23 protein-coding genes and 1 pseudogene are annotated in these 26,607 nt (G+C 64.0%); 6 read left to right on the forward strand and 18 right to left on the reverse strand.

The annotated features are described in order from the left end of the window. Positions 1–20 precede the first annotated feature (20 nt). The 8 genes and pseudogenes from frr to WDM24_RS22175 all read right to left on the reverse strand — a co-directional run bounded on the left by frr (position 21) and on the right by WDM24_RS22175 (position 9,629). A complete protein-coding gene (gene frr / locus WDM24_RS22140; protein WP_166295940.1) occupies positions 21–584 on the reverse strand; it encodes a ribosome recycling factor in 564 nt (187 codons plus the stop codon). A gap of 53 nt (positions 585–637) precedes the next feature. Further along, the gene (gene pyrH / locus WDM24_RS22145) at positions 638–1,354 is read right to left on the reverse strand and encodes a UMP kinase (protein WP_166295943.1); all 717 of its coding nucleotides are present in this window, start codon (positions 1,352–1,354) and stop codon (positions 638–640) included. 68 nt (positions 1,355–1,422) lie between these two features. After that, positions 1,423–2,346: a translation elongation factor Ts gene (tsf, locus tag WDM24_RS22150; protein ID WP_338826891.1), complete on the reverse strand. Its 924-nt coding sequence runs from the start codon at positions 2,344–2,346 to the stop codon at positions 1,423–1,425. A gap of 127 nt (positions 2,347–2,473) precedes the next feature. Then, on the reverse strand, positions 2,474–3,466 hold the full coding sequence (locus WDM24_RS22155) for a 30S ribosomal protein S2 (RefSeq protein ID WP_035976768.1): 993 nt from the start codon (positions 3,464–3,466) through the stop codon (positions 2,474–2,476). 194 nt (positions 3,467–3,660) lie between these two features. Then, on the reverse strand, positions 3,661–4,188 hold the full coding sequence (locus tag WDM24_RS22160) for a DUF2846 domain-containing protein (RefSeq protein ID WP_338826893.1): 528 nt from the start codon (positions 4,186–4,188) through the stop codon (positions 3,661–3,663). A 116-nt stretch (positions 4,189–4,304) separates the two neighbouring features. Beyond that, on the reverse strand, positions 4,305–7,829 hold the full coding sequence (dnaE, locus tag WDM24_RS22165; protein ID WP_338826895.1) for a DNA polymerase III subunit alpha: 3,525 nt from the start codon (positions 7,827–7,829) through the stop codon (positions 4,305–4,307). Between the two features lie 712 nt (positions 7,830–8,541). Beyond that, positions 8,542–8,755: pseudogene (locus WDM24_RS22170) on the reverse strand (GDCCVxC domain-containing (seleno)protein). A 139-nt stretch (positions 8,756–8,894) separates the two neighbouring features. Next, positions 8,895–9,629 (reverse strand): outer membrane protein, encoded by a 735-nt coding sequence (locus WDM24_RS22175; RefSeq protein ID WP_166295964.1) that lies wholly within the window; start codon positions 9,627–9,629, stop codon positions 8,895–8,897. Between the two features lie 307 nt (positions 9,630–9,936). On the opposite strand from WDM24_RS22175, the gene WDM24_RS22180 reads away from it, so the two are divergent. After that, positions 9,937–10,230, forward strand: coding sequence for a DUF3551 domain-containing protein (locus WDM24_RS22180; protein ID WP_224741593.1), 294 nt, complete (start codon positions 9,937–9,939; stop codon positions 10,228–10,230). Between the two features lie 121 nt (positions 10,231–10,351). Further along, the gene (locus WDM24_RS22185; protein ID WP_166295970.1) at positions 10,352–10,621 is read left to right on the forward strand and encodes a DUF3551 domain-containing protein; all 270 of its coding nucleotides are present in this window, start codon (positions 10,352–10,354) and stop codon (positions 10,619–10,621) included. A gap of 101 nt (positions 10,622–10,722) precedes the next feature. Here the strand turns inward: WDM24_RS22185 and WDM24_RS22190 are convergent, their stop codons facing one another. From WDM24_RS22190 to WDM24_RS22235, 10 genes are all read right to left on the reverse strand, one after another. Then, positions 10,723–11,421: an ABC transporter ATP-binding protein gene (locus WDM24_RS22190; protein ID WP_166295973.1), complete on the reverse strand. Its 699-nt coding sequence runs from the start codon at positions 11,419–11,421 to the stop codon at positions 10,723–10,725. Between the two features lie 9 nt (positions 11,422–11,430). Next, complete coding sequence (locus tag WDM24_RS22195) at positions 11,431–12,711, reverse strand: lipoprotein-releasing ABC transporter permease subunit (protein ID WP_338688766.1); 1,281 nt, start codon at positions 12,709–12,711, stop codon at positions 11,431–11,433. Between the two features lie 71 nt (positions 12,712–12,782). After that, positions 12,783–14,102 carry a proline--tRNA ligase gene (proS, locus tag WDM24_RS22200; protein ID WP_338826898.1) on the reverse strand — a complete coding sequence of 440 codons (1,320 nt, stop codon included), beginning with the start codon at positions 14,100–14,102 and terminating at the stop codon, positions 12,783–12,785. Between the two features lie 165 nt (positions 14,103–14,267). After that, entirely contained in the window at positions 14,268–15,854 is a 1,587-nt protein-coding gene (locus WDM24_RS22205; protein ID WP_338826900.1) for a copper resistance CopC/CopD family protein, read from the reverse strand. Positions 15,855–15,857: 3 nt separating this feature from the next. After that, complete coding sequence (locus tag WDM24_RS22210) at positions 15,858–16,385, reverse strand: YcnI family protein (RefSeq protein WP_338826903.1); 528 nt, start codon at positions 16,383–16,385, stop codon at positions 15,858–15,860. A gap of 7 nt (positions 16,386–16,392) precedes the next feature. Further along, positions 16,393–16,899 (reverse strand): copper chaperone PCu(A)C, encoded by a 507-nt coding sequence (locus WDM24_RS22215; RefSeq protein ID WP_338826905.1) that lies wholly within the window; start codon positions 16,897–16,899, stop codon positions 16,393–16,395. A 34-nt stretch (positions 16,900–16,933) separates the two neighbouring features. Continuing rightward, positions 16,934–17,431, reverse strand: a complete 498-nt coding sequence (locus WDM24_RS22220) for a TlpA disulfide reductase family protein (RefSeq protein WP_338826907.1) — start codon at positions 17,429–17,431, stop codon at positions 16,934–16,936. Continuing rightward, the gene (locus WDM24_RS22225) at positions 17,428–18,654 is read right to left on the reverse strand and encodes a sialidase family protein (RefSeq protein WP_338826909.1); all 1,227 of its coding nucleotides are present in this window, start codon (positions 18,652–18,654) and stop codon (positions 17,428–17,430) included. The genes WDM24_RS22220 and WDM24_RS22225 overlap by 4 nt, the downstream gene beginning before the upstream one ends. An 11-nt stretch (positions 18,655–18,665) precedes the next feature. Beyond that, entirely contained in the window at positions 18,666–21,065 is a 2,400-nt protein-coding gene (locus tag WDM24_RS22230) for a TonB-dependent receptor (RefSeq protein WP_338826911.1), read from the reverse strand. An 84-nt stretch (positions 21,066–21,149) separates the two neighbouring features. Then, positions 21,150–21,647 (reverse strand): DUF2946 domain-containing protein, encoded by a 498-nt coding sequence (locus WDM24_RS22235; RefSeq protein WP_338826913.1) that lies wholly within the window; start codon positions 21,645–21,647, stop codon positions 21,150–21,152. 332 nt (positions 21,648–21,979) lie between these two features. On the opposite strand from WDM24_RS22235, the gene WDM24_RS22240 reads away from it, so the two are divergent. The 4 genes from WDM24_RS22240 (at position 21,980) to WDM24_RS22255 (ending at position 26,186) form a co-directional block, all read left to right on the forward strand. Further along, positions 21,980–22,402 carry a globin gene (locus WDM24_RS22240; protein WP_338826915.1) on the forward strand — a complete coding sequence of 141 codons (423 nt, stop codon included), beginning with the start codon at positions 21,980–21,982 and terminating at the stop codon, positions 22,400–22,402. Between the two features lie 88 nt (positions 22,403–22,490). Next, positions 22,491–23,537, forward strand: a complete 1,047-nt coding sequence (locus WDM24_RS22245) for a sugar ABC transporter substrate-binding protein (RefSeq protein WP_414645618.1) — start codon at positions 22,491–22,493, stop codon at positions 23,535–23,537. A 9-nt stretch (positions 23,538–23,546) separates the two neighbouring features. Then, complete coding sequence (locus tag WDM24_RS22250; protein WP_338826917.1) at positions 23,547–25,049, forward strand: sugar ABC transporter ATP-binding protein; 1,503 nt, start codon at positions 23,547–23,549, stop codon at positions 25,047–25,049. 102 nt (positions 25,050–25,151) lie between these two features. After that, positions 25,152–26,186, forward strand: coding sequence for an ABC transporter permease (locus tag WDM24_RS22255; RefSeq protein WP_338701375.1), 1,035 nt, complete (start codon positions 25,152–25,154; stop codon positions 26,184–26,186). Positions 26,187–26,607 lie beyond the last annotated feature (421 nt).

Below are 26,607 nucleotides of genomic sequence, written 5' to 3' on the forward strand. Positions count from 1 at the left end.
GGCTGGTTCCCGTAGCGCCTTCAGACCGTCAGGATTTCCTTCTCCTTGGCGGCAAGCAGCTGATCGACTTCGGCGATCATGCCGTCGGTCGCCTTCTGCACCTCGTTCGACAGGCGCTCCTGATCGTCCTCGGAGATCTCGTGATTCTTCTCGAGCTTCTTGATGACGTCGAGGCCGTCGCGGCGCACATGGCGCACGGCGACCTTCGCTGCCTCCGCGTATTTGTGCGCGACCTTGACGAGCTCCTTGCGGCGCTCCTCGTTGAGCTCGGGAATCCGCAGGCGCAGCACCTGACCTTCGGTCGCCGGCGACAGTCCGAGGTTGGAATCGACGATCGCCTTTTCGACCGCCTTCACCATGGTCTTGTCCCAGACCTGCACCGAGAGCAGGCGCGGCTCGGGTACGCTGATGGTCGCAACCTGGTTGAGCGGCATATGCGAGCCGTAAGCCTCGACCTGGACCGGCTCCAGCATGGAGGCCGCGGCGCGGCCGGTGCGCAGACCTCCGAGTTCGTGCTTGAGCGATTGCGTGGCACCCTGCATGCGGCGCTTCACGTCGTTGATGTCAAAACCAGCTGCGGCCATGACCTTCTCCCTTTCACTTAGAAACCGGCTGTCGACGCCCGGAGGCGCGGCAATCAGCCGGCGACGACCGTGCCGTGTCCGGTACCGCGCAGAATCGCACCGATCGAACCGGGCTCCGCGATCGAGAACACGATGATAGGCAGCGACGTCTCGCGGGCAAGCGCGAAAGCGGTCGCGTCCATGACCTTGTAGCCCCCCTCGATCGCCTGCGAATGGGTCAGGCGATCGAAGCGCTTGGCTTTGGGGTCCTTCTTCGGATCGGCGCTGTAGACGCCGTCCACATTGGTGGCTTTCAACACCGCCTGCGCACCGATCTCGGCCGCGCGCAGCACGGCCGTGGTGTCGGTGGTGAAGAACGGATTACCGGTTCCGCCGCCGAGCAGGACGATCCGTCCCTCGGCGAGGTATTTGTGCGCCGCAGTACGGGTGAACAGCTCGGAAATCTCCGGCATCACGAATGCCGACAAGGTCCGCGCCGGGCTTCCCTTGCGCTCGATCGCCGCCTCAAGCGCCAGGCAATTCATCATGGTAGCAAGCATGCCCATGGTGTCGCCGGTCGGCCGCGACACGCCGCGTGAGGAGACCTCGACGCCGCGGACGATGTTGCCGCCGCCGATCACGACCGCGACCTCGATGCCGAGCTTGCGGGCCGCGATCAGGTCGTCGGCGACGCGGTCGATCGTCGGTTGATCGATCCCGAAGCCGTGGGAGCCGGCCAGATATTCGCCGGACAGCTTGATCACCACGCGACGATAGATCGGCTCAGCCATGATGCGATCGCTTTCCTATCCGCGCAGGTAGGCCTCCGGCGCGTGCGCCGGACGCCTGGTGTCAGCGGTTACTTCTTGCCGCTGGCGGCCGCGACTTCGGCGGCGAAGTCGCTTTCCTGCTTCTCGATTCCCTCACCGAGAGCATAGTTCACAAAGCCAGCGATTTTGATCGGCCCGCCGACCTTACCCTCAGCTTCCTTCACCGCCTGGGCAACCGACTTGCCGCTGTCGTGGATGAAGGCCTGATCGAGGAGGCAGACCTCCTTGTAGTAGGTCTTCAGGCCGGAATCGACGATCTTCTCGATGACGTTCTCCGGCTTGCCCTGCTGGCGGTACTTGTCGGCGAGCACGTCCTTCTCGCGCTTGACGGTCTCGGGATCGAGCCCGGCCGGATCCAGCGCCAGCGGCTTCGCCGCGGCGACGTGCATGGCGAGCTGGCGGCCGAGCACGGCGAGCTCGTCGGTCTTGCCGGCCGACTCGAGCGCCACGATCACGCCGATCTTGCCGGCGCCCTCGACGACGGCGTTGTGGACATAGCTCGACACCACGCCCTTGCTCACCTCGAGCGAAGCGGCGCGGCGCAGCGTCATGTTCTCGCCGATGGTCGCGATGGCGTCGGAGATCGCGGTCTCGACGGTGACGTCGCCGACCTTGGCCGCCTTGATCGTCTCGACATCGGCGGCGTTATGCAGCGCGACCTGGGCGATCATCTTGACCAGACCCTGGAACTGCTCGTTGCGCGCGACGAAGTCGGTCTCGGAGTTGACCTCGACCAGCACGCCCTTGGTGCCGGAGGTCAGCGCGCCGATCAGGCCCTCGGCCGCCACGCGGCCGGCCTTCTTGGCGGCCTTGGAGAGGCCCTTCTTGCGCAGCCAATCCTGCGCGGCCTGCATGTCGCCGTTGTTCTCGGTCAGCGCCGCCTTGCAATCCATCATGCCCGCGCCGGTCGATTCGCGGAGATCCTTGACCATCGCTGCTGTGATCGTTGCCATCGTTCAATGTCCTTCTTGCCTGTACAGAAACCGCGGCGCCCGATGGCGCCGCCGTCAGCGACAGGGAAATCGTTGTTCGTGGAAGTGAAGCGGCGGCCGGGTGAGTTCCGGCCACGCCGCGTAACGATTATTCCGCTTCGGCGAGCGTCTTGGCCTGGGCGACCCAGGCGTCGGCACGGCTCGGCAGACCGACTTCTTCGCCGATCTTGTGCGCGGTGTCGTGGTCGAGCTCGGCGAGCTGCCAGTAGTGGAAGATGCCGAGGTCGTTGAGCTTCTTCTCGATGGTACCGGACACGCCGGTGAGCTTCTTGAGGTTGTCGGCGGTGCCGCGCGGACCGGCAAGGCCCTGGAAGCCGGACGGTGCAGCCGCCGGGAGCTCTTCCTGCACGGGGGTCGCGGACGCACCGATGTCGATTCCGGAATCGCCCTGAGCGCGCGAGATGCCGTCGATGGCGGCGCGCGCCACGAGGTCGCAATACAGCGAGATCGCGCGGCCGGCGTCGTCATTGCCCGGCACCACATAGGTGATGCCCTTCGGGTCCGAGTTGGTATCGACGATCGCGGCGACCGGGATGTTGAGCCGCTGCGCTTCCTGGATCGCGATGTCTTCCTTGTTGGTGTCGATCACGAAGATCATGTCGGGAAGACCGCCCATGTCCTTGATGCCGCCGAGCGAGCGGTCGAGCTTGTCGCGCTCGCGCTGCAGCGTCAGCCGCTCCTTCTTGGTGTAGGAGTTGGCTTCGCCGGACCCGAGCACGTCGTCGAGGTGACGCAGCCGCTTGATCGAGGCCGAGATCGTCTTCCAGTTCGTCAGCGTGCCGCCGAGCCAGCGCGAATTGACGAAGTACTGCGCCGAGCGCTTGGCAGCATCGGCAACGCCGTCCTGGGCCGAGCGCTTGGTGCCGACGAACAGGATGCGGCCGCCCTTGGCGACGGTATCGCTGACCGCCTGCAGGGCACGGTGCAGCATCGGCACAGTCTGCGCGAGGTCGATGATGTGGATGTTGTTGCGGGCGCCGAAGATGTAATCCTGCATCTTCGGGTTCCAGCGGTGGGATTGGTGACCAAAGTGAACACCAGCTTCCAAAAGCTGACGCATATTGAATTCGGGCAGCGACATAGTTCTAATTCTCCGGTTGGTTCCTCCGGAAACGTGTGAGCAAGCGAGCCTGACTGGCCCGGTTGCCACCGGACGGCCTTTGAGAGCCATGTTTCCGTGTGAGATGGCGCGGTATATAGCGCGATTTGCGCCATAAGCAAGAAAATACGGCCGGTTAGGCCGGCCGGATGGGCTTAAATCGTGCCAAAATGGCCCTATTCTGCCAGCCGCAGCTCCGCGATCGTGGTTCGGGCTGCGCCCTCCTCCAAAGGAAGGAAATCGAGCGGCCCGGGATTCTTGTAGCCCGAGGTGATGGCGGTACTGAGGGCGAGGCCCAACAGCCCGGTATTCGCTGATGATGCCAGGATGGCGCTTTTTCTCTCGCTCATCCGAACCAGATAGAACTGAGTCTGGCCCGCCTGAATCGCGACGGCCCGCTCGGTCACGCCGGGAAAGCCGGCCTCGCTCGCCGTCAGCTGATGCTGGCCGGCCGGACGATCGACATAGACGTAGGTTCCGGTCTTGAGGCCCTGGATCGGCGTACCGTCGAGCTGGAACTCAAACGCCCTGTCGGCGATGTTGGCGAAGTCCTTTTCCCGGAGCATCACGATGCGCCCGTGTCCGGCCTTTGGCGGGCCCACCTTCTGCGTCATCGCCGCATAGTCGAGCCCATTCCGCTGCGTCGTTTCACAGCCGCACAACAGCGCGGCCGCAGCCAACACCACCATTCCCCGCCAGAACATTGCGCCCCCAAAGCCAACCCGACGTCATGTTAAACAGACACACGGTTGGGTTGCAACGGCAGGCGGGCCCGGCAACGGTGGATCAACTGATCGCGAAGCACGGAGCGCGATCGCGTCTAAAGCGTCTGCACGTCGACGACGCCCGTCACCGCCTTGATCGCGCCGGCGATCTGCGGGGAGACCTTGTAGCGGCCGGGCAGCTTCATCTCCACCTCGGTCTCGAGGTCGAGCATCATCACCAGCGAGACGTCGCCATCGGCAGCGCCTGCCGGCGGCGCGGCTGCCGGCGCGGGCTTTGCCGCCGGGACCTTCGCGCCACCACCCGGGGCGGGCGCGGCATCGGGCATGTTGAGCCGGCGGGCGATCGAATCCAGCGGCTTGGTGTCGCGCACGAAGATTCGCAGGCCCTTTTGCGTCTTGGCGGCGGCGTGATCCAGCGGCTCGGCGTGCAGCACCCTCGCCCGCACGTCCTCGCCCTGCAGCTCGGCGCCGAGCTGCAACAGCACGGCCGCCCCCGGCTCGAGCACGTCGCGATACTGCGCAAGCCCCTCGGAGAACAGCACCGCCTCGAAATGGCCGGTCGGGTCCGACAAGCCCATGATGCCCATCTTGTTGCCGGTCTTGGTGCGCCGCTCCATGCGCGAGACAACCGTCGCCGCCACTTTGCCCGCCGTCGCGCCCGTCTTCACGGCGCGCGAAAATTCCGCCCAGGATTGCACGCGCAGCCGCTTCAGCGCGGTCGCGTAATCGTCGAGCGGATGGCCCGACAGGAAGAAGCCGATCGCGTCATACTCGCGCCGCAGCCGGTCTGCGGGCAGCCACGGCTCGACCTGCGGCAGGATGATGCTGGGCGCATCCGGAGCGCTGCCGAACATGTCGTTCTGGCCCGAGGTTGCCGCCTCGTGGCTGCGCTGGCAGGCGGCGAGGATCGCGTCCGCACCGGCGAAGACGCGCGCACGATTCGGCTCCAGCGTGTCGAACGCGCCCGCCGCCGCGAGGCTTTCGATGATGCGCTTGTTGACGGCGCGCGGGCTGACCCGCGCGGCGAAATCGGCAAGCGAGGTGAAGGCGCCCTTCTTGTTGCGCTCCTCGATGATCTGCTCGACCGCCTGGATGCCGACGCCCTTCAGCGCCGCGAGCGCGTAGTAGATCGTGTTGCCGCTGACCTCGAAGGTCGCGCCGGAGCGATTGATATTGGGCGCCTCGACCTTGATGCCGAGCCGCTGCGCCTCGGAGCGGAATTCGGAAAGCTTGTCGGTGTTGTTGAGTTCGAGCGTCATCGACGCGGCGAGGAACTCGACCGGGTAATGCGCCTTCATGTAGGCGGTGTGGTACGACACCAGCGCATAGGCCGCCGCGTGGCTCTTGTTGAAGCCGTAATCGGCGAACTTGGCGAGCAGCTCGAAGATCGTCTCGGCCTGGCCCTTCGTCACGCCGTTCTTCATCGCGCCGGCGACGAAGATGTCGCGCTGCTTGTCCATCTCGGCGCGGATCTTCTTGCCCATCGCGCGGCGCAGCAGGTCGGCCTGGCCGAGCGAGTAGCCGGCCATCTGCTGCGCGATCTGCATCACCTGTTCCTGATAGATGATGACGCCGAAGGTCTCCTTCAGGATCGGCTCCAGGATCGGATGCAGATATTCCGACTCCTCGTCGCCATGCTTGCGCGCGCAATAGGTCGGGATGTTCGCCATCGGACCGGGACGGTACAACGCCACCAGCGCGATGATGTCCTCGAAGCGGTCCGGCCGCATGTCGATCAGCGCGCGCCGCATGCCCTGGCTTTCCACCTGGAACACGCCGACGACATCGCCCCGAGCCAGCATCTGATAGCTCGGCGCGTCGTCGATCGGCAGCGTCGCCAGATCGACATGAACGTCGCGCTGCTTGAGCAGCTTGACCGCGACGTCGAGCACCGTCAGCGTCTTGAGGCCGAGGAAGTCGAACTTCACGAGGCCCGCCGGTTCGACCCATTTCATGTTGAACTGGGTGACCGGCATGTCCGATTTCGGATCGCGGTACATCGGCACCAGCTCGCTCAGCGGCCGGTCGCCGATCACGATACCGGCGGCGTGGGTCGAGGCGTGGCGGGTCAGGCCCTCGAGGCGCTGCGCGATGTCGAAGGCGCGCGCCACCACCGGATCCTCGTCGCGGAACGCCTGCAGCTTGGGCTCGCCTTCGATGGCCTGCGCCAGCGTCACCGGCGCTGCGGGATTCTGCGGCACCAGCTTGGTCAGCTTGTCGACCTGCCCGTACGGCATCTGCAGCACGCGCCCGACGTCGCGCAGCACACCGCGCGCCTGCAGCGTACCGAAGGTGATGATCTGCGCCACCTGGTCGCGGCCGTAGCGGTCCTGCACGTACTGGATCACCTCACCGCGGCGGTCCTGGCAGAAGTCGATGTCGAAGTCCGGCATCGAGACGCGTTCGGGATTGAGGAAGCGCTCGAACAGCAGCGCAAAGCGCATCGGATCGAGATCGGTGATGGTGAGCACCCAGGCGACCAGCGAGCCTGCGCCGGAGCCGCGGCCCGGTCCGACCGGAATGCCCTGCGCCTTCGCCCATTTGATGAAGTCCGACACGATCAGGAAGTAGCCCGCATATTTCATGCGGGTGATGACGTCGAGCTCGAAGGCGAGGCGCTTGCTGTAGTCCTCCTCGGTCATGCCCGGCGACAGACCGTGCACCCGCAGGCGATTGGCAAGCCCCTCCTCGGCCTGGCGCTTCAGCTCGGCGGCCTCGTCGGCGGCGGCGTCCGAGCTCGCCGCGGCACCGACGGTGAAGAACGGCAGGATCGGCTTGCGGGTCTTCGGCCGGAACGAGCAGCGCTCGGCGATCTCGACCGTCGAGGCAAGCGCCTCCGGGATATCGGCAAACAGCACCGCCATTTCCGCGCGGGACTTGAAACGGTGATCCGGGGTCAGCTGCTCGCGATTGGTCTCGGCGATCAGATGGCCGCCGGCGATGCACAGCAGCGCGTCATGCGATTCGTAATCGTCAGTGCTGGCGAAATACGGCTCGTTGGTCGCAACCAGCGGCAGGCCCTTGCTATAGGCGAGATCGATCAGCCCGCCCTCGGTGCGGCGCTCCTTGTCGATGCCGTGGCGCTGCAATTCGATGTAGAGGCGATCGCCGAACAGACCAGCCAGGCGCTCGCAGCGGGTCGCCGCCAGTGCCGCCTGTTCGGCACGCAGCGCCAGCGCAATCGGCCCGTCGGGACCGCCGGTCAGCGCGATCAGATCCTCGGCGTCGTCGGTGAGCCAATCGATCTTGATATGCGGGGTCTGGTTGACCGGCGTCTCCAGGAACGCCCGCGAGTTCAGCCGCATCAGGCTGCGATAGCCGCGCTCGCGCGCCGCCAGCAGCACGATCCGCGTCGGCGCCGTCGCCAGGATGCTGCGTGTATTAGGGTCGACGTCGCCGAAATCCACAGCAAGCTCGCAGCCGACGATCGGCTGGATGCCGTAGCCGGCCATCTTGTCGGAGAATTCCAGCGCCCCGAACATGTTGTCGGTATCGGTGAGCGCCAGCGCCGGCTGGCGGTCGGCCTTCGCAAGCTCGCCCAGCTTGGCGATCTTGATCGAGCCCTTCAGTAGCGAATAGGCGGAATGAACGTGAAGGTGGACGAATCCGGCATTCGGCATGGCTGCTTACGGGATCTCTTAAGTCAGGGATGGAGCGAGTGCCAAAGCCGGAACTCGATGAGCTTCAGACCCGACTCGCAACTCCATCGTGGGCGATGGACCTTGCCAAGTCCACGCCGAACCGGACAAGGCCGCCGGTCCTCCTGCTTATCCCCAGGAGCCGGCCAAGTCGCCTTCTATGCCCCTGTCCCCGCGAGCACATTTTCAGAACTGGGTGATCAGCTGAGCCCAAACCGCGATCATCCCGACGAACAGCGTGATCGATGCCAGCGCTGCAGCTTCCTGCACGAAAATCTTCAACATGGCCGCTCTCCCTGAACTGGAACGTATGCAGAACATTGTTCCTTTTTTGTTCTTGGAGTCAAGCGACGGTCGTTGAGATCTGATCCCGAAAGATTTTCCTTGGTTAATTGGTCGGGCGGTGAACGAAGGCGATTTCTATTTCGCGCCGTTGCCAAGGCACAAACTGCACTGGCTTACCGAGTTCCATTGGGCGTAGGCTTCTGTTCCAACGCAGGGGTTGTGTCATGGGCAATGGCATACTTGAGAGCGTATGCATCGTACTACTCGGGCTAAGCCCGCTCGTGATCATCGGCATCGCGTTGTACGCGCAGTAGCCGCAACCTGGCCCGCGCCAACACGACCCTCAACGCCACAGAAGGCCCAACGAGTTCACCCACCGGATCATTGTGAACGGCGGGAGAGTCGCGGCTTACCCGCAACAATTCCCGGCTTGCATTGGCGGGCACGGCACGGTTCCGTATGAGCAATAAACAAACGCAGCAATCTCCTGCTTTCGGTTTGAGCCGGACGCCGCAGCGCTTGCAGTCATAGAAGAACTGGCAGGCATCAGTCGGCATGGTCTCGGCAGAGACATGGCCACAGGATGGGCAGGTCAGTTCGGAAATCACCCGTCGTTCCGTCATGCATCCGAATATGCGGTGTTGGTGGCTAGTGCGAAACCCCCGCCCCGCCGTTCATCGCCGATGGCTCATCGGCCAGGCCAAATAAAAAACCCCGGGCCAAGGCCCGGGGTTTTCGACGTCGCTTGGATTAAGCGAACACTCAGTAGCGCGCGATGGCCGGGCCACCGAACTTGTAGTTCAGACGGCCGAGCACCATGTCGGTGTCGCCACCGGTGGTGAAGCCGGTCACAGCGACGCCAGCCGGAGTGACGAACGTTGCGCCATGGCTGTCTTCGAAGATGTGGTTGTACTCGATGCCAAGCGACCAGTTCTGGGCGAAGGCGAATTCGAGGCCAACACCAACCGTCGGGCTCCAACGGGTGTCGTAGCCGGTTTCGGATGCCAGCGCGCCGCCGGGAGCCAGGAACTGGTAGTTGCGATCGGTGACCGCAGCACCGCCCTTGGCGTACAGCAGGACGTTGTTCCAGGCGTAGCCGATCTGACCGGTGAACAGGCCGAACGCATCCATCTTCGAGCGAACGACGGCGCCCGGGACGAGCAGGTTGTTGGTGTTGCCCGAGACGTCAGCCCAGTTACCCTGAGCTTCCAGACCGAACACCCAGCCGCCGGTCTGCCAGCGGTAGCCGACCTGGCCACCGACGGTGCCGCCGTTGGCATCGTAGCTGCCAGCGGTGCCGATGCCGTTCACCGAACGGTTGTCGTGGCTCTGGGCCCAACCACCGTTGATACCGATGTAGAAGCCGGTCCAATCATAAACAGCGGCAACCATGGGCGGCGGAGCCTTGGTGTAAGGGCGAGCCGCGAGGTCAGCCGCGGAGGCAGCGGTCGCGCTGAGCGCGAGCAGGCTGGCGGTGACAAGCAAAATCTTCTTCATTTTTCCCGTTCCAACTTTTTCTACAGGGCCCCCAAGGCCGCGAGACACCGTCATAGCAGCCTCGAACGGAATTGCTGTAACTTCGCTGCAACAGGCAGGCCCAAACGACTTCGCTCAAATTTGAAGTTAATACTGTATTACAAGCACTTCTTGGAACTTTTGCCACATAGCTGCCGCATAATTTTCACAATTCAAGTCTGCGTGCAGAGTTCCCGACGGTAAGCCCTCGCAAGATGGTGTTGACCGGAACCGGCTTGTTCGATTTGGATCATCGCCGAGATCGAATCTTCGCAGCAAAGGAATGCACATGCGGACGATGATTCTTGCTGCGGCATCTGTCGTCGCGCTCGCGACCTTGGGGACCGTGCCCGCTCATGCCGTCGGCGTGCGCTACCCGTTCTGCATTCAGGGCGATCGCTATCCCGGTCTGAGCAACTGTTCCTACCCGTCCTATCAGGCGTGCCTGGCCACCGCCTCGGGCATCGGACAGAACTGCATTGCCAACCCCTACTATGCCGGCGACAACGACCCGCGCTCCTATCTGAACGTGTCGCCGCGGGAGCGGCGCGAGGGCAATTTCTTCGACCTGTTCATCCACTGACGGCCGATTGGGCCAAGCACGGGCGCGGGAATGTGAGTTGATGCACACCCGCGCCGATGCCACTTCACGCGCACGCTCCAGCATGAGCGTCGCCGGCGCCTGATCGACAGGAGATCTCTCGATGCGCAGCCTGATTCTGGCACTGTTGGCCCTGGGTACTGTCGCGATCGCGCCGGCCAGCGCGCAGAAATACGATTCGACCTCGCCGATCTGCAAACACAACTACCGATGGGGCGGTGAGGACACCGATTGCGGCTACACCTCGATGGCGCAGTGCCAGGCCTCGGCGTCCGGCCTGGCGGCGATGTGCATCGACAACCCCTACTATGCCGGGCCGCCGGTCGACCGTCGGCCGAGAGAACCTGGCAGACGGCCCCGCCCGGTCTATTGAGGGCTGAAGCCTTTTGCGTTGCGCTTGAAGCGAAGGCTCCAGCCTCTTGTTTTGACGCGGTTTCTTTGCGCAAGCGGTTGGCCGCTTCGCTCCGAAAGGCGTTATTCGAGCTCGACGATCTGTCCGTTCGACAGCGACACCCGGCGATCCATCCGCGCGGCGAGATCCATATTGTGGGTCGCGATCAGCATCGCGACCCGGGTCGCCTTGACGAGCTGCATCAGCGCGCCGAAGACGTGATCGGCCGTGCCCGGATCGAGATTCCCGGTCGGCTCGTCCGCAAGCAGCACCCGCGGTGCGTTGGCAACTGCGCGCGCGATCGCCACGCGTTGCTGTTCGCCGCCCGAGAGCTCGGCCGGACGATGAGTGATGCGGTCGCCAAGCCCGAGATAGGACAGGATCTCGGTCGACCGTTTCACGGTCTCGGAGCGCTTCAGGCCCCGAATCATCTGCGGCAGCATGACGTTCTCGAGCGCTGAGAATTCCGGCAGCAGCCGGTGCTGTTGATAGACAAAGCCGATGTCGGAACGGCGAATCTGGGTGCGGTCGACATCGGACATCTGCGAGGTCGGCGTACCCGCGACATAGACCTCGCCGTCATCGGGGCTCTCGAGCAGGCCCGCGATGTGCAGCAAGGTCGACTTGCCCGAGCCTGACGGCGCCACCAGCGCCACCGATTGACCCGGCCACAGCGCAAGCTTGGCGCCGTTCAGGATCGTCAGCGTCGCTTCGCCCTGCCGGTATTCCCGCTTGATATCATGAAGATAGATGACCGGTGTATCTTCCGCCCCCTCCGCCATGTGCGCCCCTTATTCGTACCGGAGCGCATCGACCGGATCGAGGCGCGCGGCGCGCCACGACGGGTAGAGCGTCGCCAGGAAGGACAGCGTCAGCGCCATGATCACGACGGCGAGCGTCTCGCCGAAATCGACTTCGGCCGGTAGCTTGGAGAGAAAATAGAGCTCCGGCGAGAACAGCTCAGTGTTGGTGAGCCATGACAGGAACTGCCTGATCGATTCGATGTTCAGGCAGATCAGCATGCCGACAGCGAAGCCGGTCAGCGTTCCAACCACGCCGATCGAGGCGCCGGTGATCAGGAAGATCCGCATGATCGAGCCTTGCGAGGCGCCCATGGTGCGCAGGATCGCGATGTCCTGCCCCTTGTCCTTCACCAGCATGATCAGGCCCGAGACAATGTTGAGCGCCGCGACCAACACGATCATGGTCAGGATCAGGAACATCACGTTACGTTCGACCTGCAGCGCGTTGAAGAAGGTCGAGTTGCGCTGCCGCCAGTCGACCAGGAAGACCGGCCGGCCGGCCGCCTCCGTCACCAGCTTGCGATAGGTGTCGATCTTGTCCGGATTGGTGGTGAACACCTCGATCGAGGACACGTCGTTGTTGCGGTTGAAATAGGCCTGCGCCTCGGCCAGCGGCATGAACACGAAGGTCGAATCGTATTCCGACATGCCGATCTCGAACACCGCGGTGATCTTGTAGGGCTTGATGCGCGGCGTGGTGCCCATCGGCGTCACCGCGCCCTTCGGCGAGACCAGCGTGATCATGTCGCCGGCGTGCAGCGAGAGCTGGTCGGCGAGCCGGCGGCCGATCGCGACGCCCTGCCCTTCATCGAAGCCCTCGAGCGTGCCCTGCTTGATGTTCTTGGCGATCGAGGTGAGGTTGTTGAGATCGTCTGAGCGAATGCCGCGAATGAAGACGCCGGCGGCGTTGAACGGCGACGAACCGAGTCCCTGCCCGTCCACCACGGGCGCGGCCAGCCGGATGCCCTGCACCTGGCTGATGCGGTCGGCAACGTCCTTCCAGTCGGTCAGCGGGGATTCCAGCGGCTGCACCAGGAGATGTCCGTTGAGGCCGAGGATCTTGTCCAGGAGCTCCTTGCGGAAGCCATTCATGACGGCCATCACCACGATGAGCGTGGCGACGCCGAGCATGATGCCGAGGAACGAGAACCCGGCGATGACCGAGATGAAGCCTTCCTTGCGGCGCGCGCGCAGATAGCGTCCGGACAGCAGCCATTCGAATGGCGCAAAAGGCGGGGTTCGGACTGGCTCGCTCATGGTGTCATCCATCTGTCGATAATCCCATGATTCGGGCCAAATGTGGCCGGATTACCCCGCCGATCAGCCGGCGTGAATAAACTTTAACCCGCGAGCTTCGCGACCACGTCGGCCGGGCTCATGTTGTCGCGTGAACCGTCGCTGCGGCGCTTCACCTCGACCTTGCCGTCGGCAAGCCCCTTGGGTCCGACGAGAATCTGCCAGGGGATACCGATCAGATCGGCCGCGGCGAACTTGGCGCCGGCGCGCTGATCGGTGTCGTCGTAGAGCACGTCGACGCCGTTCGCCGAGAGCTCGCGATAGAGCTGCTCGCAGGCGCCATCGACCGCGGCATCGCCCTGCTTGAGATTGAGGATCGCAACGCGGAACGGCGCGACCGCCTCTGGCCATTTGATGCCGGCATCATCGTGACAGGCCTCGATGATCGCGCCGACCAGACGCGACACGCCGACGCCGTAGGAGCCGCCATGGATCGGCACGTCGACGCCATCGGGGCCCGCCACCATCGCCTTCATGGTGTCGGAATATTTGGTGCCGAAATAGAAGATCTGGCCGACCTCAATGCCGCGGGTGTTCAGCCGCTTTGCTTCAGGCACTTCCTGCTCGAAGCGCGCGGCCTCGTGGACGTCTTCGGTCGCAGCATAGACCGAGGTCCACTGCTTGATGATCGGCGTCAGGTCGCCGTCATAATCGACGTCCGCGCCCGGCACCGGCAGGTCAAGCACATCGCGGTTGATGTAGACGCCGGACTCGCCGGTCTCCGCGAGCACGATGAACTCGTGGCTGAGATCGCCGCCGATCGGACCGGTCTCGGCCCGCATGGGGATCGCCTTGAGGCCCATCCGCGCAAATGTGCGCAGATAGGCCACGAACATCTTGTTGTAGGAGCGCCGCGCGCCGGCCTCGTCGAGGTCGAACGAATAGGCGTCCTTCATCAGGAATTCGCGGCCGCGCATCACGCCGAAGCGCGGACGTTGCTCGTCGCGGAACTTCCACTGGATGTGATAGAGGTTGAGCGGCAGGCTCTTGTAGGACTTGACGTAGGCGCGGAAGATCTCCGTGATCATCTCCTCGTTGGTCGGCCCGTACAAAAGCTCGCGCTTGTGACGATCGAGGATGCGCAGCATCTCCGGGCCATAGGCGTCGTAGCGGCCGCTTTCACGCCAGAGGTCGGCGAGTTGCAGCGTCGGCATCAAAAGCTCGAGCGCGCCGGCGCGGTCCTGCTCCTCGCGAACGATCTGCTCGATCTTCTTCAGCACCCGGAAGCCGAGCGGCAGCCAGGCATAGATGCCGGCCGCCTCCTGCCGCATCATGCCCGCGCGCAGCATCAGCCGATGCGAGACGATCTCCGCCTCTTTCGGGTTTTCTTTCAGGATGGGCAGGAAAAACCGCGACAATCGCATGGCGTTACTCGGGAATCAGGAAAGCGTGGGAAGAGCTGCAGTGAAACCGGATCGGGTGTGAAAACACAAGGGCCGCCAAATGACAAAAGCCCTTCAAATCAGGCTATTTTCGGCCATTTGAACGAATTGCGTCCCGCCGACCTGCCCGGCGCGCTGATCGTGCGTTTACCTGACCTCAAAATCGTCTTCCAGCGTCACCTTCTTGAAATCGGTCACCAGGGCATCGATCTGCATGTGCCAGCGGCCCGGGACCGGCAACGGTACCTTCTTCACGTGCCAATAGCCGTCGGGACCCAGCGCCGCGCTGCGTTCCATCGGCTCGACGCCGCGATCAGGCAGGCTCAGCGTCAGCGTCGCCTCCTTGGCCGCGAACGGGCTGGCATCGCCGTTCATCAGCTGCAGCACAAAGTCGTTCTGCCCGACCTTGCCTGGCGCGATCAGCACCTGGAACATCGCCGCATCGGTGTGGATGTGAACCGCGAGCGGAACGTCGGTCGACATCGCCAGCGCGCGCGGCGGCGGCGTGAAGCGCCAGAGCGCAACGAGACCGAGAATGGCGATCATGAGCACGAATTCGAGCGCGATCGAGCGCTGCAACGGCCGTGTGCGGTGGAATTCGCGCGCGATCGCCGGCGTGAACACCAGGTGGTTCAGCGCAGCAAGCCCGAGCAACAGCAACACCAGCACAAGTTTCACCAGAAGGATGTTGCCGTATCCGGTATCGATCAGCGCGCGAAAGCTTTCGAGCTGGACGACGGCGAGTGCAAGGCCCGACAGAGCGATCAAGGCGACGACCGGCACCGCGATCGTCGAAAAACGCTGCAGGACCCGCAACAGCGATTCCTTGCGCTGCCAGGCCAGCACCGCCAGTGGCGCCAACGAGCCCATCCAGAAGGCGATGCCAACGCCATGGATGAACAGCGCGGTCCGGGTCAGCCATTGCGGAGCGGCGGTGGCGGCGTGACCGCTGACCGCAAATGACAGCCCGACACAGATCATTGCGATCGCGGTGCGCACGAAGGCTGCGCCGAACGACGGGCTGCGCCAGGCAATCGCCGCAATCAACGTCGCGGCGATCGCGAGCAGCATGGCCGGAAACAGGCTGGTGCCGGCGGCACTGGCCCATGCCGCCCATGTCAGCATGCCTGACAGCGGCAGGTTCAAGAGGTCGATGCCTTGCAAGCCAAGCGAGGCGATCGCGCCGACAAGGCCGATTGCAAGCGACCACATGATCAACCGTTCGCCGGCCGGGCCCTGCCCGATCCAGGCGGCAAAGAACACGCCGCCGACGCCGGCAAACAGCCCCAGATAGAGCCCGAGCCGCGCCAGCCAGATCAGCGCATCGAGCGTACTGTCGCGTGACGGCGCCGCCGAGCCGGTGACGACGCCGATCGAGAACAGCAGCGAGCCGGCGACCGGGTGGCCATCCTGCGACACCACGCGATAGCTGATCACCTGCGTGCCCTGGGGCAGGCCCGCCGGCAGCGTCACCATCACAGATTGATCGACGGCGCGGATCGCGACGTCGCGCGGCTTGCCCGCAGCGTCGAGCAGGCTGACCGCGGTCGGCGCCACCGTTTCGTTGAAACGGAGCACCACCGTCTTCGGCGCCTCCGTCAGCACGCTGCCATCGGCCGGCTCGGCGGCGATCAGGACGGCATGCGCATGGGCCGAGGTCGCAAGGCACAGCACCACGAGCAGCGCGGCAAGACTTGCTGCGAGGCTTGCTGCAAGACTTGCGACCCGCCGCACGGCTTACGACTTCGGCAGCAGCTTGACGCCGGGCGCCGGTGTCTTGCTGCCATGGTCGTGCCCGCCGCCCTGCCCGTCGGCCGGGATGTCGATCCAGCGGCTGATGCCCTGCTCGCATTCCTGCACGACCGGGAAGTACAGCGTGGTGTTGGGCTTCAACGTATCGGTGAGAAACGTCTGCATCACGAACTCGTCGTAGTTCTGGTCTGAGAGCTTGCCGCCGCTCCAGGCAACTTCCTTCACGCCCTCAGAGAGCTTGGCACCGTGATAGTCGTATTGCGCGGTGTATTGGCCGGTGACCGTATCGAGGGCCCAGCCGGGCTTCGGCATCGGCTTCACCCCGATCACGCCTTCCGGAATCTGCACGCGGAGCTTGATCGTTGCCGATCCCGCGCAGCCATGCGGCACGACAAAAACCGCCTTGTAGTAGGATCCGACCGGCGCCTGCTTTCCTTCCAGCGTGACATGCGCGATCGCCGGTGACGCTGCGAGCAGCGCCGCCGTGGCAATGAGGAGCGTGTGTGACCGCATGACTCCCTCACATCTTCTTCATCATGTGGCCGGAATGGTCGTCACCACCAGGCGCCTGCGCGCCGACGGCCTGCACGTCCAGCGAGACCGAGACCTTGCCGGCCTTCTCGAATTCGAGCGTGACCGGCACCTTGTCGCCCTGCTTCAGCTGACTCTTCAGGTCAAACATCATCAAATGATAGCCGCCGGGCGCGAGCTTCACGGTCTTGCCGGGCTCGATCGTCAGCCCCTTGTCGAGCGCGCGCATCTTCATCACGCCGTTGTCCATCGACATCTCGTGGACTTCGATCTTGCCGGCGACGTCGCCCGAGCCTGACACCAGCCGGTCGGGCGTCGTGCCCTTGTTCTCGATCGTCAGATAGCCGCCGCCGATCTTGGCGCCATTCGGCGTTGCCCGCGTCCAGGCCTGCGTGATCACGAGGTCGCCGGCCTTGACGTCCTCGGCGCGCGCGGACGTCGACGCGAGTGCAGCAGCCAGCGCTGCGAGGGCGAGGATGCGGGAGATCGTCTTCATGGCGGCGGATTCCTTTCGGGTTGAAGTCGTCGTGTTATCGGATTGTTGCAGCCTGCACGTCAGACCATTTGTTCAAATCGGCGATCTCAGCCGATCCTTCAATCGTCGTGACCGTTCCGTCGCGCGCAATCAGCATGGTTCGCGGAATATCGCCTTGCCAGGCCGGATCGATCTCAAATCTCAATCGCTCGGCGAAGCCATCGTCGAAAATCCAGTTCTCGGCCGATGCGAGCCCGGCCCGGTCCAGCATCGATCGGGTCGCTTCCGGCAGGTTCGGAACCAGATCCGCGCTGATCGTGACGACGTCGATATCAGGATGATCCTTCATGAACTGGCCGAGTTGCGGCAACTCGACCTTGCATGGTCCGCAGGTGACGCCCCAGAAATGCACCAGGGTCGGATGCCCGGCATGCGCATGCAGCAGCTTTTGCCAGCTGCCGCGCTCGAACGGCTTTGGCGCGCTCTCGCCCGCCGCCAGTGCGGACGGTAGCGTTGCGAGCAGGATAACAGCCGCGAGCAAATGACGTTTCATGGTTCGCCCTCGATCGCCTGAAAATGGTAGCCGTCGGCCTTGGTCATCCACGACAAATAGGTCTGCCGACGGTCCGAGACGAGCAGCGGATGGTCGGAACTGTCGGTGGTGTCGGCGATATCAGTGGGCTTCGACCATGTCGCTCCATCGTCATGCGATGTCATCAGATTGATCGACGTCTTCTGCCCGTCGAACTCCTTCCATGCCATCACAAGCCCCTGCGGCCCTGCGATGATCTGCGGCCGTGACGGGCTGCGGTTCAGCTGACCAACGGGGAGCGGATCGGAGAAGGTTTTGCCGCCGTCGCGCGACCGCGCGTAGAACAATCCCTTGCGCGCCTTGCCGTTGGTGTACCACGTCACATGGTAGGTTCCTGCGGGCGAAATGGTCAGGCTCGGACCGTGGTGCGGACATGCCGCGATCTGCCAGTCGTCGCGGCTCACCCGATGCATCTCACCGGGGCTGGTCAGATCGGTGAAGGTCACGATCGCATGGTCGCGCACGCCGCCTTCGAAAATATTCCGGAACACGACCACCGGATGGCCTGCCCCATCGAACGCCAATCCGAGACGGCAGCATTCGCAGGTGTTGTCGGCCACGAGCCGCGCAGCGGAATAGGTCGCGCCACCGTCTTTCGAGGAAGCGAAGAACAATCCGGCACCGTCATATTTCTCGCCGCGCTGCTGGGCCGGCACGCGGTTGCGCTTGTCGAGCCAGACCGCGAACACGGCGCCCGCGGGATCGAAGCCGATCGCCTCGAACCGCTGGCTCTCGTTGTTTGCAGTGATTGGCCTCGGCGGATCAAAGCTGCGCCCCCCATCACTCGATCGCGTGGTCAGCACCTGGCCGTTGAAGGCCTGATCGCGGAAGGTCGAGAAGGCCAGCGCGATGTTTCCCTTGGCGTCGACCGCAAGCTTCGGCCGCGCGTCCGGTCCCCAATCCAGGTTGAGCCGGTCCCGGGTCACTTGCACCGGCGCGGAAAAGCTCTTGCCTCGATCCCTCGAGCTCGCGACGGAGATTTGGCCGCCGGCCATCCATGCCAACCACAACGTCCCATCCGGCCCGAAGGCAGGAGTGACCTTGCTCGCGCAGCGCAACACGGTCTCTTCGCACGCCGCTTCGGAGGCGTGCTGGTGGCTCATCTGTGCATTGGCCGGGTTCGGCAAGACCGCAAGCATCACCGTTGCCAGCACCGTCAGAGCCGCAGGTTTGCGATATGTCATCGATGCGCCCCTCACTTGAACGCAATCCTCATGCCCGCCACGAAGGCACGTGGCGATCCGGCATAGATCGAGTTGGTCGTGTTCGCCAGTACGCTCGCGGGATTTTGAATGCCGCCCGCCGTCACCGAGTTCGCGATATTGTTCGCGGAAGCGATGTAGGTCCGGTCGAACACGTTCCGCACCTCGATGTACAGGTTCAGCGCCTTGAAATAGTCGGAGACGAGATCGGTCTTGTAGTGCAGGTTGAGATTGACGAGCTCGTAGCCGGGCGCCCTCAAGAGATTGGCGTTGTCCATGTAGAAACTATCCTTCCACTGGACCTCGACGAACCCGCCCAGTCCCTGGAACGGACCTGACAACTGGTCGTAGCCCAACCGCGCCGTGAGCTCGTTCGGCGAAATGCCGGGGATCTTGTTGCCGGCGCGATTGAAGCTGAAGACCGTGCCGTTCGTGATGTTCTCGACGTATTCGGTGTAGACCTCGTCGAGATAGGTGTAGGCGGCCGAGAACCGCCAGCCCGGCAGGAACTTCCAGTCGGCGGCCAGTTCGACACCGCGATGCTCCGACCTCGGCGCATTGAACGTGTAGGAGATGCCCGCGAGCGGTGTTGCCTGGGAAACCAGTTCGTCCTTGAAGAACTCGTAGAACCCGGTGACGCTCAGCTTGACCGCGTTGTTCGGGGTCCAATCGGCTCCGAGGTCGTAACCGAGGTTCTTTTGCGTCCGCAGCTGGGTGTTATTGCCCGACGTGCCATCCGGCAGGATGAACAGGTTGCTGACTTGGGGCGTGCCATAGCCCGTTGCCACCCGCCCGCGGAATTGCCACTCGCTGTTCAACCGGTAGAGCAGCGCCAGCTCGGGCGCGGTGTTCTGGAATTGCCGGTCCGCTGTCGTGATCGCCGTGGTCGTCGCCCCGGCAGCGCCCGCGTAGCTATAGGCGGTGTTTCGCCCCGTGAGATTGGTGGTCTCCCAGCCGATGCCAGCAACAGCCGTCAGCGCGGGGGTGAGCTTCAGTTCCTCGCGCGCGCGCAGACCGTAATTCGTCGTCGTGCTGAACAGGTTGCTGGACAGGCTTCCAAGCGTCGCATTTCCGCCCGGCATCACATTGCGGGTATCGCTTGAAGCCGTGAGTGTATTGTAGAAGCCGCCAAAATAGGTCGTCGAATCCATCCCGAACAGTTCGCTGCGCCTGACGACGTCGCTTATGTAGTTGTAGGACGGGAAGTCGCCGATCGCGCTCGTCGATCCCGTCGGCTGGCTGATATTGCGGTCGTCGAAGACAAACTGGTTGCGCCAGGTGGTCTGGTTGTCGAAATCGTGCTCCCAGCGGCCACCGACGATGGTACGGCGGTCATCGCGCCCGAGGCCCGCCTGGACCGCGGTTTCCCTGTCGGTCCCTGCCGCCGAATTGAAGCCGTTGTTGAACAGGGTCACGGTTCCGCATCCCGGCGCGGCCGTCGCTCCGGTCGTGCAACCCTGCTGGAACGGGTTCAGGTTGAACTGATTGAGCGACGAGCGGATCGGCAGCCGCGTCGTCAGGTCGTTGTTGATGAGCTTTACCGTGAAACGGTCGTCCGGCGTGACCTGCAGCGTGCCGAGGAAATTGACGGTCTGGGTATTGAACCAGCTGTTGCCGATATAGCCGTCGCCGCGTGCGTCGCTCGCGAACAGCGAGCCCTCGAAATTGCCGACCTTCTTGCCGGCGGCAAGATAGTTGTTGAGATAGCCGAAGCTGCCGCCGTCGACGCCATACTCGACGCCGTCGATCGTGCCGCCCGGCCGGGTCCGGAAATTCAGCGCACCGCCGGTCGCGTAATTGCCGTACAGCGCCGATGACGGCCCGCGGATCACATCGATCGCGGCATAGGCGCGCGGATCGATCAGGTCGCTGCGCGACAGACCGTCCGGCTGGGTGACCGGGAAACCGTCATCGAAGATGACGAGGTTGCGGATGCCAAAACCATTCCGGGCATTCGACCCGCGGATCGAAATGCCGAAATCACGCGGGCCATTGCCCTGTTTGATCGAGATACCCGGACTGTCGCGCAGCACATCGGCGACGGAGAACGCCGGCCGGTTGTCGAACTGGCTGCGGTCGATGGTGGTCTGGGTCTGGCCGGCGGGTGCCCGGTTCAGGCCGTCGCGGATCGCTGCGAGTGTCTCGCCCGGCCTCGCGCCGCCCGCCGGGGCCGCGGCCACGGTCGGCGCGGTCGCCAACTTGGGTGGCCGCCGGACGGATGCCGCTCGAGCGCGCGGCTTGGGCCCTGCCGGTTTGGCACGCGCCGCCGCCGCGGGCGCCTCGACGGTGACGGAGGGCAGCGCCGTCTGGGCCTTCGCCCAGCAACTGATCGTGGAAAGGGCCGCGCCGAGCATGAGCGCACTGGCCCCGCCGTGCGGTTGAAGCCGAAACATGGATGGTTCCTGACACCGGCTCTTCGGCCGGCTTGTTCAAGGGCACTCGCCGGCGCGGGACGCGCACCGGCAGCGAGAACGTCGTCAGGAAAACAGCGGTGGCGCGCGGGCTTGCGCCGAGAGACCGGCCGGCGAACGATCGCGTTCGCTGGCGAAATCGAGCCATACGATCAGGCGCGGCAAGCGTTCGACGGCCTGGGCCGCAACTTGCGGGTTATCAACCGGCGCACCGGTCTGCAGCACGCTGCATGCGGAGCAACAGCCGTCATGGGCGCGATGACCGGTCTGGTCGCCCTGCCCGGTGCCTGAGTCGGCATTGCCGTGGCAGATGGTGGCGGCCGCGAGCGGATCGGACGCGGCAAGGCTCGCCGCCCAGCAGGCCCCGATCGGTGCAAAAATCTGCACCAGCAGGGCAACCAGGACTATGGGCAGAAAATTCTTCAGCCGCCGGCGCATCGCAAAACCCATCCGGGACGGAACTAACCACCACAGGTGCCGAAAGTCGAGATCGCGACTGCCACCCGTTTCTTCCAGCTCGCGGAAATAGCGGAGCGTGACACTTGCGTCACGGCTGCTTCGCAAGCGGACGTATCCCCTTACCCAGCCACGTGTTTTTGGACCGCTTTCGCAACCGGCGGTAGCACCATCCCAATCATTTCGCAAATTGCTCGAAATTTGAACAATCGTTGCCGAAAATGATGACAAGCTTGGAAAGATGGTCTACCAATTCGGCCTCAGGCCAGCCGCGAGGTGTGTCCTGGTGGTCCAAGTCTCGGGAGGAGCCCGACGCGCACAAGCAGCGTCACCCCATTAATCAAGATCAAATCGAATTCTTGGGGCAAATAGGGTCGACACAATTTTTGGAGCAGGGCTTGGAGCCCTGCTCTTTTTTTATGTGATGATCGCAAAGCGCTATGACTCCATCGGCCAATCCAATCGAACGCAGCTTCGAACTCGCAGCCGCTCGCTGCGATGATCTGACGCCGTCCGTTTATCGACGCCTGTTTCGCGAACATCCCGAAGCGCAGGCGATGTTTCGCACCGAAGGCAGCGAGCCGGTGAAGGGATCGATGCTGTCGCTGACGATACAAGCCATCATCGATTTCGCCGGCGAGCGCCGCGGACATTTTCGCCTGATCGAATCGGAAGTGTTCTCCCACGACGCCTACGGAACACCGCGCGAACTGTTCGTCGCCTTCTTCGCCGTGATTGCGGACTGCTTGCGCGAAATTCTCGGCGAGCAATGGTCCGATGAGATCGATGCTGCGTGGCACAAGTTGCTCCGCGACATCGCGGCCGTCGTGCAGCAGAAACATCTCGTGGACGACAGGGCGTAGCGTCACCGTTCCGATTGTGACACACTCCTTTATCCGCGGCGCGTGCAACTGACGCCGACGGAGAGAAAAAACGAAGAGGGAGCAAACAATGCCAGGAATCGACAAGGGCATCGACAAGGGGATGGACAAGGCGTCGACGACGCGGCGCGACCTTCTGCAATTGGCGGCGGCCGGTGGAGCTGCGGCGGGATTGTTCGGCGGAATGGGCGTGACGTCCGCGCTCGCAGCCGAAATGGGCCGCTCGGAAAAGCCGCTGAAGGCCGCATTCTCCAACGCCGGACTGCAGGCGACGTGGTGCGCGCAGGGCAAGCAGGCCGCCGAGTTCTGGGGCAAGCTGTTCAACGTCGAGGTGACCTGGTTCGACGGTCAGCTCGACGCCGTCAAGCAGCGCGCCGCGATCGACAACATGGCTTCGCAGAAATGGGATTTCGTCGCGATCCAGGCGTTCGGCATCGGTACGCTGACCCAGCCGGTGCAGAAGATGATCGACGCTGGCACCCCCGTGATCGACATGGACACGCTGATTGCGCCGCTCGACCAGATCAACGTCCACTCGTTCCTCGCGCCCGACAACGAGTTCATGGGCGCCTCGGTGACGCAGGCGCTGTGCAACGCGATCGGCGGCAAGGGCAAGGTCATCATGACCCAGGGCGCGCTCGGCCACACCGGCGCGCAGGGCCGCGCCAAGGGCTTCAACACCGTCATCAAGCAGTTCCCGAACATCGAGGTGCTGGATACCCAGCCCGCCGACTGGGACGTCTCCAAGACCGCCCGGCTCTGGGAAACCTATCTGACGAAATATCCGCAGATCGACGCGGCGTTCTTCCACAATGACGACATGGCGCTCGCCGCCTACAACATCATGAAGGCGCGCAACCGCACCAACATCCTGATCGGCGGCGTCGACGCCATGCCGCCGGCGATCCAGGCGGTCAGCGAAGGCCGCATGTTCGCCACCGTCCGCAATCCGTCCTGCCGCATCCATGGCGGCGCGATCGTCGCGGGTGTCGCGGCCGTGGTCGGCGGCGAGAAGAGCGGCCAGGGCATTCCGAAGAATGTCGTGACCGACGGCCCCGTCGTGACCAAGGCCAACGCCGCCGGCATGCAGTGGATGGAGGATCGCTTCCTGATCTGAGCGGCCCTCATGTCGCAGGGACGCTCCCCGATCATCGAGTTGAACCAGATCACGAAGGCCTTCGGCGGTGTCGAAGCCCTTCGTGGGGTCGACTTTGCGCTTCACGCCGGCGAGATCCATGGTCTCGTCGGGGAGAACGGCGCGGGCAAGAGCACGCTGATGAAGATCATCGCCGGCGTGCACCCGGAGTTCTCCGGCCGCTTCATGCTGGACGGCAAGGAGACCCGCTTCCGCTCCACCCGCGACGCGCACGCCGCCGGCATCGGCATGGTGCATCAGGAGCTCAGCGTCGCGCCCGATCTCACGGTTGCCGAGAATGTCTTCCTCGGCAACCAGCCGACCAACCGCTTCGGCGTCGTGCAATGGCGACGGATGGCGCGCGAGGCCGGCGAGCAGCTGTCGCGGTTTGGCATCGACGTCGACCCGATGACGCGGCTCGGCGACCTGCCGATCGGCCTGCAGCAGCTGATCGAGATCGCCCGCGTGCTGTTTTCCGGGGCGCGCATCATCATCCTCGACGAGCCGACCTCCGCCCTCTCCCCGCCCGAGGTCGAACGCCTGTTCACGACGCTGCATAGGCTCCGTGACGAAGGCACCAGCATCGTCTTCATCTCGCATTTCATCGAGGACATCCTGCGCGTCTCCGACGTCGTGACCGTGTTCCGCAACGGGCGCAAGATCGCCGAGACCGCGTCTGCCGACACCACCAAGGGCGCCCTGATCGAGGCCATGATCGGCCGCGGCGGCGAGGCGCTGGAGCACAGCTACACCGACGACCTGATGCTCCCACAAGCGAATGGCGGCGCGGTGGTGCTGAAGGTCGATCAGCTCTCGCTCGGTCGCAGCCTGAATGACGTCTCGTTCGAGGCCCGCTCCGGCGAGGTGCTCGGCATCTACGGCTTCATGGGCTGCGGACAATTGGAGCTGTCGCGTATCCTGTTCGGCAAGCTCCGGCCCGACGGCGGCACGCTCGTGGTTGATGGATCGACCAGAACCTTCCGCAGCACCGCGGCGGCGCGGCGCGCCGGCGTCGCGCTGGTGCCGGAGAGCCGGCGCGCCATGCTGTTCCACCAGGAGCCGGTCTACAAGAACATCTCGATCAGCGTCCTCGAGCGGATCTCCGCGCTGCTGCTCAAGCCGGTGCGGGAGCGCGCGATCGCGCAGCGCCAGGTCGAGCAGTTGCAGATCAGGCCGCCGGTGGTCGGCCTCGATCTCGGCATGCTCTCGGGCGGCAACCAGCAGAAGGTGGCGCTGGCGAAATGGCTGACCTATCCGCCGCGTTTGCTGGTGCTGTGCGAGCCGACCCGCGGCATGGATGTCGGCGCCAAGAACGACGTGATCAACATCGTGCGCGATCTCCGCGCCAAGGGGCTGGCGATCATCGTGCTGTCGACCGAGCCGGAGACGGTGCTGTCGCTGGCCGACCGGATCCTGGTGCTGAAGCGCGGCGCGGTGGTGCGCGAATTCGCCGGCGAGGCGGTCAGCAAGGACCGCCTGCTGGAAGCGGCTTAGAGCATGGTCCGGAAAAGTGCGAAGCGGTTTTCCGATCAGACCATGCTCAAATAACTGGAGAAAGCGCGATGACCAAGTCATCGCGCTTGATGGAGAGGCATGATGGCAAGCAGTGACAGCGCGACGAGCCCGGCCGATCACAAACGGCCGCGCGGGCTGGCGCCGTTCCTGCGCTCGCAGATGCGCAACATCGCGCCGTTCCTGACGCTGATCTTCCTCAGCGCCTTCTTCGCGATCGCGAGCCCGTCGTTCGCAACCGTCGACAATCTCGGCAACATCCTCACCCAGGTGTCGGTCACCGGCATCATCGCCGTCGGCCTCACCTTCGTGATCCTGTGCGCCGAGATCGATCTGTCGATCGCCAGCATCGCCAATGTCACCGGCATTGCGGTGGCCTACTTCACGCTGCAGGAGTCCTACGTCAACATCGCCAACGTCCCGATGCCCGGCTTCGCCGCGATCCTGCTGGCGCTGGCGCTGTGCGCACTGCTCGGCCTGGTCAACGCGCTGGGGCTGACGGTGATTGGCATCCCCTCCTTCATCATGACGCTGGCCATGATGCAGATCGCGGCCGGCGTCTCCGCGCTGCTGGTGCGCGGCCAGATAGCCTACAAGGTGCCGGGCCTGATCACGACGCTCGGCTCGGGCTCGATCGGCGGCATCCCCTGGATCGTGATCGTCGCCGCGGTGATGCTGCTCGGCGGCCATCTGGTGCTGACCTACACCCGGTTCGGCCGCTACGTCTACATGGTCGGCGGCAACCGCGAGGCCGCGGAATTTGCCGGCCTCAACGTCAAGCTCATCCTCGGCAGCGTGATGGTGATCTCGGCGGTGTGCTCGGGGATCGGCGGCATGCTCGGCGTCGCGCATTTCGGCAGCGCGCAGCAGAACGAGTTCGACACCTATCTCTTGGATTCGATCGCAGCCGTGGTGGTCGGTGGCACCAGCCTGTTCGGCGGCCGCGGCGGCATCGGCAACACCATCGTCGGCCTGTTCGTGCTCGGCGTGCTCAACAACGGCCTCGACCATGTCAATATCGACAGCTTCCTGAAGATCCTGATCCGCGGCCTGATCCTGCTCGCCGCGCTGATCATCAACGTCTACGCGCAGCGGCTGCGCGAACGGACGGCGGAGTGAGTTCTGATTCAACTGTCAGACAGCTTGTTCGATGTCATCACCCGCGCATGCGGGTGATCCAGTATTCCAGAGACGCCGGTGTGTGAGCCGAGAGGCCGCGGCGTACTGGATCGCCCGGTCGAGCCGGGCGATGACAGTTGTAGATGGGGACGCAGCTTCGCGTTCTCGCGACATCACTTGCCCGAGCTTTGCATCTCGTTCCGCCCTCCTCGATCAGAGGGCGCAGGGAAAGCCGGGTGCCGATCGCACCCATGGGCCCCGAGCAAAAGGTAGAAAGCTCGGGGGTAGGACCACAGGTGTAACCGGAAACACTCCGGCTTTCCCTGCGCGATGGGTTACGGCTTATTTCGTGCTCTCCCCGGCGAGACTGGGCTTGCTTGTCACCGCCTTCGCAACACGCGTTCGCATCTTGCGAGAGGAC

The sequence above is a fragment of the Bradyrhizobium sp. 27S5 genome, assembly GCF_037217225.1.
Lineage (GTDB): Bacteria > Pseudomonadota > Alphaproteobacteria > Rhizobiales > Xanthobacteraceae > Bradyrhizobium > Bradyrhizobium septentrionale.

What these genes read in the sequence shown, in the direction of transcription:
- frr (WP_166295940.1), bottom strand. Translation starts at nt 584, where the DNA reads ATGGCCGCAGCTGGTTTTGACATCAACGACGTGAAGCGCCGCATGCAG.
- pyrH (WP_166295943.1), bottom strand. Translation starts at nt 1,354, where the DNA reads ATGGCTGAGCCGATCTATCGTCGCGTGGTGATCAAGCTGTCCGGCGAA.
- tsf (WP_338826891.1), bottom strand. Translation starts at nt 2,346, where the DNA reads ATGGCAACGATCACAGCAGCGATGGTCAAGGATCTCCGCGAATCGACC.
- WDM24_RS22155 (WP_035976768.1), bottom strand. Translation starts at nt 3,466, where the DNA reads ATGTCGCTGCCCGAATTCAATATGCGTCAGCTTTTGGAAGCTGGTGTT.
- WDM24_RS22160 (WP_338826893.1), bottom strand. Translation starts at nt 4,188, where the DNA reads ATGTTCTGGCGGGGAATGGTGGTGTTGGCTGCGGCCGCGCTGTTGTGC.
- dnaE (WP_338826895.1), bottom strand. Translation starts at nt 7,829, where the DNA reads ATGCCGAATGCCGGATTCGTCCACCTTCACGTTCATTCCGCCTATTCG.
- WDM24_RS22175 (WP_166295964.1), bottom strand. Translation starts at nt 9,629, where the DNA reads ATGAAGAAGATTTTGCTTGTCACCGCCAGCCTGCTCGCGCTCAGCGCG.
- WDM24_RS22180 (WP_224741593.1), top strand. Translation starts at nt 9,937, where the DNA reads ATGCGGACGATGATTCTTGCTGCGGCATCTGTCGTCGCGCTCGCGACC.
- WDM24_RS22185 (WP_166295970.1), top strand. Translation starts at nt 10,352, where the DNA reads ATGCGCAGCCTGATTCTGGCACTGTTGGCCCTGGGTACTGTCGCGATC.
- WDM24_RS22190 (WP_166295973.1), bottom strand. Translation starts at nt 11,421, where the DNA reads ATGGCGGAGGGGGCGGAAGATACACCGGTCATCTATCTTCATGATATC.
- WDM24_RS22195 (WP_338688766.1), bottom strand. Translation starts at nt 12,711, where the DNA reads ATGGATGACACCATGAGCGAGCCAGTCCGAACCCCGCCTTTTGCGCCA.
- proS (WP_338826898.1), bottom strand. Translation starts at nt 14,102, where the DNA reads ATGCGATTGTCGCGGTTTTTCCTGCCCATCCTGAAAGAAAACCCGAAA.
- WDM24_RS22210 (WP_338826903.1), bottom strand. Translation starts at nt 16,385, where the DNA reads ATGCGGTCACACACGCTCCTCATTGCCACGGCGGCGCTGCTCGCAGCG.
- WDM24_RS22215 (WP_338826905.1), bottom strand. Translation starts at nt 16,899, where the DNA reads ATGAAGACGATCTCCCGCATCCTCGCCCTCGCAGCGCTGGCTGCTGCA.
- WDM24_RS22220 (WP_338826907.1), bottom strand. Translation starts at nt 17,431, where the DNA reads ATGAAACGTCATTTGCTCGCGGCTGTTATCCTGCTCGCAACGCTACCG.
- WDM24_RS22225 (WP_338826909.1), bottom strand. Translation starts at nt 18,654, where the DNA reads ATGACATATCGCAAACCTGCGGCTCTGACGGTGCTGGCAACGGTGATG.
- WDM24_RS22230 (WP_338826911.1), bottom strand. Translation starts at nt 21,065, where the DNA reads ATGTTTCGGCTTCAACCGCACGGCGGGGCCAGTGCGCTCATGCTCGGC.
- WDM24_RS22240 (WP_338826915.1), top strand. Translation starts at nt 21,980, where the DNA reads ATGACTCCATCGGCCAATCCAATCGAACGCAGCTTCGAACTCGCAGCC.
- WDM24_RS22245 (WP_414645618.1), top strand. Translation starts at nt 22,491, where the DNA reads ATGCCAGGAATCGACAAGGGCATCGACAAGGGGATGGACAAGGCGTCG.
- WDM24_RS22250 (WP_338826917.1), top strand. Translation starts at nt 23,547, where the DNA reads ATGTCGCAGGGACGCTCCCCGATCATCGAGTTGAACCAGATCACGAAG.
- WDM24_RS22255 (WP_338701375.1), top strand. Translation starts at nt 25,152, where the DNA reads ATGGCAAGCAGTGACAGCGCGACGAGCCCGGCCGATCACAAACGGCCG.